General features: G+C 67.7%; 6 protein-coding genes. 2 read left to right on the top strand and 4 right to left on the bottom strand.

What is annotated here, in order from left to right; translation table 11 throughout:
- Nucleotides 1-184: 184 nt before the first annotated feature.
- Nucleotides 185-1,720 (bottom strand): DHA2 family efflux MFS transporter permease subunit, encoded by a 1,536-nt coding sequence (locus tag NBRGI_RS23315; RefSeq protein WP_029899374.1) that lies wholly within the window; start codon nucleotides 1,718-1,720, stop codon nucleotides 185-187.
- A 4-nt stretch (nucleotides 1,721-1,724) separates the two neighbouring features.
- Nucleotides 1,725-2,651 carry a 4-hydroxy-tetrahydrodipicolinate synthase gene (gene dapA / locus NBRGI_RS23310; RefSeq protein WP_029899373.1) on the bottom strand — a complete coding sequence of 309 codons (927 nt, stop codon included), beginning with the start codon at nucleotides 2,649-2,651 and terminating at the stop codon, nucleotides 1,725-1,727.
- 71 nt (nucleotides 2,652-2,722) lie between these two features.
- On the opposite strand from dapA, the gene NBRGI_RS23305 reads away from it, so the two are divergent.
- On the top strand, nucleotides 2,723-3,592 hold the full coding sequence (locus NBRGI_RS23305; protein WP_029899372.1) for a LysR family transcriptional regulator: 870 nt from the start codon (nucleotides 2,723-2,725) through the stop codon (nucleotides 3,590-3,592).
- Between the two features lie 191 nt (nucleotides 3,593-3,783).
- Here the strand turns inward: NBRGI_RS23305 and NBRGI_RS23300 are convergent, their stop codons facing one another.
- On the bottom strand, nucleotides 3,784-4,623 hold the full coding sequence (locus NBRGI_RS23300) for an SDR family NAD(P)-dependent oxidoreductase (protein ID WP_029899371.1): 840 nt from the start codon (nucleotides 4,621-4,623) through the stop codon (nucleotides 3,784-3,786).
- Nucleotides 4,620-4,961, bottom strand: a complete 342-nt coding sequence (locus NBRGI_RS23295; RefSeq protein WP_029899370.1) for a hypothetical protein — start codon at nucleotides 4,959-4,961, stop codon at nucleotides 4,620-4,622. Before NBRGI_RS23295 ends, NBRGI_RS23300 begins: the two co-directional genes overlap by 4 nt.
- Nucleotides 4,962-5,176: 215 nt before the next feature.
- On the opposite strand from NBRGI_RS23295, the gene NBRGI_RS23290 reads away from it, so the two are divergent.
- Nucleotides 5,177-6,007, top strand: coding sequence for a MerR family transcriptional regulator (locus NBRGI_RS23290; RefSeq protein WP_029899369.1), 831 nt, complete (start codon nucleotides 5,177-5,179; stop codon nucleotides 6,005-6,007).
- The last annotated feature ends 95 nt before the right edge of the window (nucleotides 6,008-6,102 follow it).

The raw sequence follows: 6,102 nt of genomic DNA, 5'->3' as shown, positions 1-6,102 counted from the left end.
GTCCTCTCCGCGGAAGGCCTCGCGATCGAGATGCGGGACGGCGACGACGAGGACCTCGAGCGCGCGGCGGCGAACCTGGGCATCAACCTGTCCAGGAACGAAGCCACGGTGGACGACCTGCCCAGCTGAGCGCCCCTACGCGTGCCGAGATCGCCACCGGCGGTGACGATCTCGGCATGGGCGCTTAAACGTGCACCGCGGCCACCGCATCGACCGCGTCGGGATTCTTCGGCTTGGTCCGGGGCAGGAACAACGCCGGTATCAGGGTGAGCACGATCAGTACCAGCGCCACGATGTAGGTGTGGCTGAATGCCGTTGCGGCCTGGTCCAATCCGGCCTCCAGCACACCCGGCGGCAGCTGACTCGCCAGTTCGGGCTTGGTGGTCGCGGCGATGGCGGGCAGTGCGAAATCCCGATCGTTCAGCAGCGCGGTCAGCACCACCGAGATCGTCGCGGTGCCGATCGAACCGCCGGTCTGGTTGATGATGTTCATCAGGGTCGAGCCGCGGGCGACCTGCTGGTGGGTCAGCGTCTGGATCGCCGCGGTCATGATCGGCATCATGGTGCAGCCCATGCCGAGACCCATCACGAACAGGGCGCCCAGCATCATCGGATACGACGTGTCCACCTTCAGCTGCACGAAGAACGCGGTGCTGACCGCGATCAACGCGATGCCGACCAGCACGATCTTGCCCGGACCGATCTTGTCGACCAGTTTGCCCGCCACCGGCATGGTGAGCATCGCGCCCAATCCCTGTGGCACCAGCAACAATCCGGTCTGCAACGCCGATTCGCCGCGCACCTGTTGCAGATAGGCCGACAGCAACAGGCTGCCGCCGAAGAAGGCGATCGCGAACAGCACCATGGTGAGCACCGAGAAGGTCAGCGCCCGGTTGCGGAACAGGTGCAGATCGATCAACGGGTGCTCGGTGCGCAGCGCGTGGAAGACGAACGCCACCAACAGGATCAAGCCGACGATCGCGGGCAGCAGCACCTTGGTCGCGAGCACCGTGCCCTCGCCGGGGATCGACGAGACGCCGAACAGGAACAACGCCAGGCCCGGCGAGGCGAGCAGCATGCCGACGAAGTCGAACGACTCCGCCGGTTCCGGCTTGTCGGCGGGGAACACCACCTGCGCCAGGATGAGCGCGACGATGCCGATCGGCAGGTTGATCAAGAAGATCCACTGCCAATGGAATTCGATCAGCCAGCCGCCGAGGATGGGGCCGCAGATCGGGCCGAGCAGCATCGGCACACCGAGCACCGCCATCACCCGGCCGACCCGTTGCGGACCGGCCGCGTGCGTCATGATCGTCATGCCGAGTGGCATCAGCATGCCGCCGCCGATGCCCTGCACCACGCGGAAGGCGATGAGCGACTGGATGTTCCAGGCCAGCGCGCAGAGCACCGACCCGAGCACGAAGAAGGCGAGCGCCGCCATGTACAGGCGCTTGGTGCCGAAGCGGTCCGCGGCCCATCCGGTGAGCGGAATGACCGTGGCCAGGGCGAGGGTGTAACCGGTCACGGTCCACGCCGCGATGGCGTAGCTCGTGTCGAAAGTGTCCTGGAAGGTGGGCAACGCGATGTTGACGACGGTGATGTCGAGAATCGACATGATCGCGCCGAGTACCACGACGCCCGCCACCTTGAAGACCGCCGCGTCGAGTTTGTCGGCGGTCGGATCAGGCGTCGCCGCCTGCGTATCCGGAGGTTGTGTCACCGCTTCAGCGTTGCACTTCTTCAGCCGCTACACCAGCAATTTGCCCTGCCATTTGGGAGAAAAGTTCGATTTCGGCCAGGGCAGCCGCGGTGGCGACCTCGCCGGCGGGCAGCAGCGGCAGCCGCACCGCAGGGCTCGGAATCCGTCCCTGAGCCGCGAGAACGGCCTTGATCACGGTGGGGTTGGGCTCGGCGAAGAGGGCGGCCGACAGTGCCGCCAGCCGATGCCCGAGCACGCGCGCCTCCTCGACCCGGCCCTCGCGCCAGGCCGCGATGAGGGCGGTGAAGGGCGCGGTGGCCACGATGCCGGAGGCCAGGATGCCGCCCTCGGCGCCGAGCGCCAGCAGCGGCGAGACGAACAGGTCGTCGCCCGCCAGCACGGCGAAGTCCGCAGGACGGGCGCCCATCAGCGCGATCGTGGCGTCGTCGATGCTGCCGACGGCGTGTTTGACGCCGATGATGTTCGGGTGCGCGGCGATATCGAGCAGGGTTTCCGCGCAGAGCGTGCGGCCGGTGCGATACGGAATGTTGTAGACCACCAGCGGTATCGGGCTGCCCCCGGCCAGCGCCCGGAAGTGCGCGAGCACCCCGGCCTCGGTGGGCCGGGTGTAGTACGGCACGACCGTGAGCGCGGCGGCGATCTGCCCCGACAGCGCGGCCAGCGCGTCGGCGGAGTCGGCCGTCGAGTTGGAGCCGGCGCCGACGATCAAGGGCGCGTTGTGTTCCCGGCATACGCTCGCGCAGATGTCGATCACCCGGGCGCGTTCGGCCGGGGTCAGCGTCGCGGCTTCGGCGGTGGTGCCGAGCGCGACCAGGCCGGTCGCGCCCTCGGCGAGCGCCGAGTGGGCCAGTCCGGCCAGCGCGTCGGCGGCCAGCGCGTTCTCGGCCGTGAACGGCGTGACAAGGGGGACGAAAAGGCCTGCGAGCGTCATGGTTACGAGGGTGACGGCCGCAAAGCGTCAGGTCCAGTTCACGTTTCTACATTCGAGCATAAGCTGACCTGATGCTCGACATTCGCAAACTGCGCCTGCTGCGCGAGCTCTCGCACCGGGAGACCATCGCAGCGGTCGCCGAGGCGCTGGCCTACACACCGTCGGCGGTATCGCAGCAACTCACGGCGCTGGAACGAGAAGCCGGCGTGCCGCTGCTCGAACGGACCGGACGGCGGGTCACGCTCACCCCGGCGGCGCGCACGCTGGTCGAGCACGCCGAAACCATTCTCGCGGTGCTCGAACAGGCCGCCGCCGACATGGCCACGGCGCGTACCGAACTCGCCGGCACGCTGCGGATCGGCGCCTTCCCCACCGCCATTCGCACCATTCTGTCCCCGGCGCTCGTCGCGCTGAGCCGGGATCATCCCGGTCTGGAACTGATGGTCACCGAGATAGATCCGGCGACCGCGCCCGCCGCGTTGCGCGCGGAGGCGCTCGATGTCGCGCTGGTGCAGGAATACGACTACGTGCCGGTCGAGCCCGACCCCGCCCTCGATACCGAGCCGCTGCTGGAAGAGACGATCTATCTGGCCGCGCCCACCGCCGAACCGCTCGTCGCGTTCCGCGAAACCGCTTGGATCGCAGGGATTCCCGACACGCTGTGCTACACGATGACCGTCCGGGCCTGCCAGGCAGCGGGTTTCACACCGCGGATCCGCCATCACGCCGACGATTTCGGCACCGTGCTCGCGCTCGTCGCGGCCGGGCAGGGGGTCGCGCTGGTGCCGGAGCTCGGCGCGCTGGACTGCCCGGGCGAGGTCACGCTCACCCCGCTGCCGACTCGGCGGCGCACCCACCTGGCGTATCGGCGCGGCACCGGCAACCATCCGGCGGTCCGGGCAGCCCGCGCGGCGCTGGTCGCGGCCGCGAACGCCGGCTGACGTCCCGGCGGCGGGCGCTGCGCGCTGCTGTCCATCGTTGCGCTGAACACCGATCGGTTCGCGGAATCAGGGTCGACGGCCGAACATCGGGACCACCCTGGCGGAGCCGCGCACCGCACCCGACTCGCCGATCTCGGTCCGCCCTGTGAGATCGGCCGGTCGGGTCGGGTGTGCCTCGGCCGGGCGGCTGACTAGGCGGGAAAATCCGCGCTGCGAGAAAGCGCCTCGTTTATCCGGATGTCGGCCAGGTGCTTTTCCAGCGTATCGATCACCGCGTCGTAGCCGCTGTTGCCCAGGACCAGCCGACGGGGAGGCCGATCCTGGGCCATCGCCGCGATCACCGCACGGGCACCGCGGCGCGGATCGCCGGGCTGCACACCGTCCATCTCGACGAAGACGGCACGGACCTCTTCCAGCAGGTCGTGATACTCCGGAATCCGCTCCTCGACCGGCTCGTCGGCAAAACCGGCGTAGGCGTTCGTGCGGAACGCGCCCGGTTCAACCGTCAAGACGGAGATGCCCTGCTCAGCGACCTCGTCACGCAGCGCATCGGTGATGGCTTCGATAGCGAACTTCGTCGCACTGTAGTAGCCGAATCCGGGCGCTGATACAAGCCCTGCTACCGAGGACACGTTGACGATCCAGCCGTTTCCGCGGGCGCGCATTTCCGGCAGCACCGCACGCGTCACGGACAGCACTGCGAAGAAATTCAGTTCGAACATCGCTCGCAAGGAGGACTCATCCATCCCCTCGATCGATCCGTACCAACCGCGGCCGGCGTTGTTGACCAGGACGTCGATGCCGCCGAAGTGCTCCTCGGCGGCGTGCACCGCGCGCTGCACCTGCCCCGCATCGGTGAGTTCCAGCGGCACGACGAAAACGCGGTCGCCGTACTGTTCAGCCCACGTGGCCAGCTCTTGCGGGCGCCGGGACGTGAGCGTCACGCGGTCCCCGATCTCCAGCGCCGCCTCGGCGAACGCCACTCCGAAGCCGCCTGGCGTGCCCCCTGTGATGAACCATCTCCTGCTCATGACTCGACCACCAGCCGGCTGATCGATGTGCCGTCGAGTGTGAAGCGGTAGTGCAGGTCGACGACCCCGCCAGGGAAGTTGCCCTCCAGGCGTTGTCCGACGTCGATGGTGGTGGTGTCGGTCGGGGTCGCGCCGGTGAACTCGGATGTATAGGTGTACTCGCCGGCCGAGGCCGTCAGCCACGCCTCGATCTCGTCTCGGCCGGTGTAAGTGCGGCCGTCGTCGGTCACGACGGCGTCGGTGGTGAACGTGGCGACCGCTCGGCCGTCCTCTGGTGTGCTGAGCGAGGTCATGAACATCTTTATGTTGTCCGGGAGTGCATCCCATTCTGTGGTCATGACCCCACGGTGAATCTTCCCCCGAGGGGAAGGTCAACCCTCGGACGGCAAATCTCGCATTCGCGCCCCCGACCGCCAGGCTCCGGAGCCCCAGGGAGGACCCTGGAACGGGACGGGACCTCCGGCCTCACGCCGCGAGGTTGACCTTGCCCCAGGGGAAGACTTCAGGATGGCCTCACGCCTTCCGCAGGCGGCCGAACGCAGAGGAGGATGCCATGGGCGCACAGGTCTCGATCGGTGACTTCGCCGTGATGACCAGCTTGAGCAGGAAGGCGCTACGGCACTACCACGACATCGGCATTCTCGAACCAGCACACATCGACCCCCACACCGGCTACCGGTTCTACGACACCAGCCAGGTCGATCACGCACACATCATCCGCCGGTTCCGCACTCTGGGCATGTCCATTCCCGACATCAAGGCGCTGCTGAGCACGGACGACGCCGCGGCTCGCACGGAGATCATCACAACTCATCTCGAACAGATGGAGGTGCAGCTGCAGCAGACCCGTGACACCGTTGGCGCGCTGCGGGAGTTGCTGTCGCCGGTGCCCACCTCCGCCCACGTGGAGGTGCGCCGTGAAGCTGCGCTCGCCGTGTGGTCGATCGGCGCCACCATCGAGGTGTCCCAGATCGACAGCTGGTTCGCGGCGACCCTGAGGACACTGCGAGACGCCATTGCCACGACAGCAGGCGCACCGTCGCCCGTCGTACCGGGTGGTCTTTACGATCGGGCACTATTCCTCGAATCACGCGGCAAAGCCAGCCTGTTCGTACCCGCGCCGCACTCCGCGACCCCGCCGGCGGGCATCCGTGCCGAGGTCTTGCCTCAGGCCGAATTCGCCGTGCTCACCCACCCCGGCGGTCACGACGAAAACATCGACCGCAGCTACGGGGCTCTGGGAAAATTCGCAAACGAGCATCTGATCAGCGACCAGGGGCCGATCCGCGAACACTACATCGGTGGCACGCACTCGGATCCGACAGCGTTCACCGCCACGGAGATCTGCTGGCCGATCTTCAGCACCGCCCCACCGCCGAACTGACAGCAGTGCTCGGCCCGGTTCACCCCAGGAGCAGCCGTGGCGCAGACCCCCAAGTCCGCACGGCTCTCGCGGCGGGACCGCTGAGCGCTACGTCG

This window comes from Nocardia brasiliensis IFM 10847, assembly GCF_000710915.1.
In the GTDB taxonomy this organism is placed as follows: domain Bacteria; phylum Actinomycetota; class Actinomycetes; order Mycobacteriales; family Mycobacteriaceae; genus Nocardia; species Nocardia brasiliensis_A.
The sequence above is the reverse complement of the archived record's forward strand: the minus strand, read 5'-3'. Positions and strand labels throughout refer to the sequence as shown.

Bases quoted from the DNA above. Each gene is read 5' to 3' on its own strand.
- NBRGI_RS23305 (WP_029899372.1), top strand. From the start codon at position 2,723: ATGCTCGACATTCGCAAACTGCGCCTGCTGCGCGAGCTCTCGCACCGG.
- dapA (WP_029899373.1), bottom strand. From the start codon at position 2,651: ATGACGCTCGCAGGCCTTTTCGTCCCCCTTGTCACGCCGTTCACGGCC.
- NBRGI_RS23295 (WP_029899370.1), bottom strand. From the start codon at position 4,961: ATGACCACAGAATGGGATGCACTCCCGGACAACATAAAGATGTTCATG.
- NBRGI_RS23290 (WP_029899369.1), top strand. From the start codon at position 5,177: ATGGGCGCACAGGTCTCGATCGGTGACTTCGCCGTGATGACCAGCTTG.
- NBRGI_RS23300 (WP_029899371.1), bottom strand. From the start codon at position 4,623: ATGAGCAGGAGATGGTTCATCACAGGGGGCACGCCAGGCGGCTTCGGA.